The organism is Prevotella amnii DSM 23384 = JCM 14753 (assembly GCF_000378745.1).
In the GTDB taxonomy this organism is placed as follows: Bacteria; Bacteroidota; Bacteroidia; order Bacteroidales; family Bacteroidaceae; genus Prevotella; species Prevotella amnii.
The window spans coordinates 1-1,542 of the sequence record NZ_KB905338.1 but is presented as its reverse complement, the minus strand read 5'-3'; the positions used below and the strand labels follow the sequence as shown (position 1 = coordinate 1,542).

3 protein-coding genes are annotated in these 1,542 nt (G+C 32.5%); all 3 read right to left on the bottom strand.

Annotated elements, in window-relative coordinates:
• Nucleotides 1-96 precede the first annotated feature (96 nt).
• From F596_RS0110670 to F596_RS12200, 3 genes are read right to left on the bottom strand one after another with little or no spacing between them, the layout of a single operon-like run.
• Nucleotides 97-510: a hypothetical protein gene (locus tag F596_RS0110670; protein ID WP_019036942.1), complete on the bottom strand. Its 414-nt coding sequence runs from the start codon at nucleotides 508-510 to the stop codon at nucleotides 97-99.
• 10 nt (nucleotides 511-520) lie between these two features.
• Nucleotides 521-988, bottom strand: coding sequence for a C10 family peptidase (locus tag F596_RS12205; RefSeq protein WP_019036941.1), 468 nt, complete (start codon nucleotides 986-988; stop codon nucleotides 521-523).
• A complete protein-coding gene (locus tag F596_RS12200; RefSeq protein ID WP_019036940.1) occupies nucleotides 960-1,319 on the bottom strand; it encodes a Spi family protease inhibitor in 360 nt (119 codons plus the stop codon). Before F596_RS12200 ends, F596_RS12205 begins: the two co-directional genes overlap by 29 nt.
• Nucleotides 1,320-1,542 lie beyond the last annotated feature (223 nt).

The following is a 1,542-nucleotide window of genomic DNA, read 5'->3' as shown; positions in this document are numbered from 1 at the left end:
AATTGGTGATTCTTCATGATGCAAAGATAACAAATACTTATGAAATTATGTGCCTGAGAGGAGAGGGCTTGCAACTGGGTTTTAGGACTGACCCGGTTATGGGGCTTGAAACACCCTAAAATTAAAATCAACTCGTTCCCCAAAGCCATCAAAAACAATTAGTCTTGTTTTTTTTGTATAGTTTTTATCTACAATCACCTCTATGTTCTTTTTGTCTTTTGAAATGAGGAATGTAATCCAGTCATAGTGAATTCGTTGAACACCATTCTCCAATACTTCATTCTCAATCTTTTCAGAATCAATCATTACATAATTTCGTTCCGGGTCTAACAGACCACAAAATTTCCACGAATAACGCTTCAACACCACTTCTACATTTTGTTTGCCGCCTTTTGCAGTAAAAGACAAATATTCTTGTTTTACACGTGGCTCTTGACTAATGTCATCGCAAGATAACAAACATGATACAAGAAATAAAAGACTTGTAATAATTAAACAAAACTTTTTCATTATACGTATATTATTTATCTTGTTTTGACCATAAAATAAGATAGGCTGTCTTTGAACGATAATCCATTGCATCATTGCTCCCTGTATACTCAAATTCATCGTTCACATTTTGAACATAGAGATAATAACCATTAGAAGAACCTTTCCAGCCAGCATTTACATGATAAAGATGCCTTATGCCATCTCTCCATTTTCTAAACATTCCAGTTCCAAGAAATCCGCTACCTTTTATTCTTTTCTTAAATTCAATCATTCCGTCAATCACAAAAGTATGATAAGAAACATAATTGAGAGAACCAGACGATGCAGTCATTATAATAAAAGCATGTGGATGATTAAAGAAATCTTCAGCAACTCGTTTATCTTCAGACCACCCATACCCATCGAAATCGCCATTGCCGACAATACAATTGTCATATATAGAATCAATATGATCTCCTACTATTTTTCTAAGAAATTTTGTTGCATTGATATTCATTTCCTCTTGTTTGATATGCCATATTATATTGCTGTATTTTCTTTTGGTAATCTTGAATTTCCTTACTATTACCCGCAATCATATTTTGGATATATGGTTTCATTTCTTTTTCTTGAAGAGCATATTTATCAAAATTACCAGAGTCTAATACCGCATAAATGGGAAAAGACCTTTTATCTTTGGATACAATTGCATATCCATTTGCATTTGAGAATGAAATGACATAGAAATTATCAGCAAATTCATCTACAATATTGCTTGATCTAAACCGAGGTTCTTTTGCTAAGTCTATAACTTTTTCAATCTTTCTTGATTGCTTATTTCCTCTCATAAATATATATTTATCAATTCTTTTTTACTTTTTTTTGAGCACTATTGGCTCACTTGCAGTCTATATTTTTTGATTTTTAGGCTGTATATGCTCTATTTCCTCTCATATTCTCCCTTTATTTGAGAGAATTAGCCCAAGTTTAACACCCACTTTCGCCTAATTGTTACTGTTACCGTACTTTCCTCGTTTTTCTTATGAGTTCTGTGTCCTACAAATTTTATTC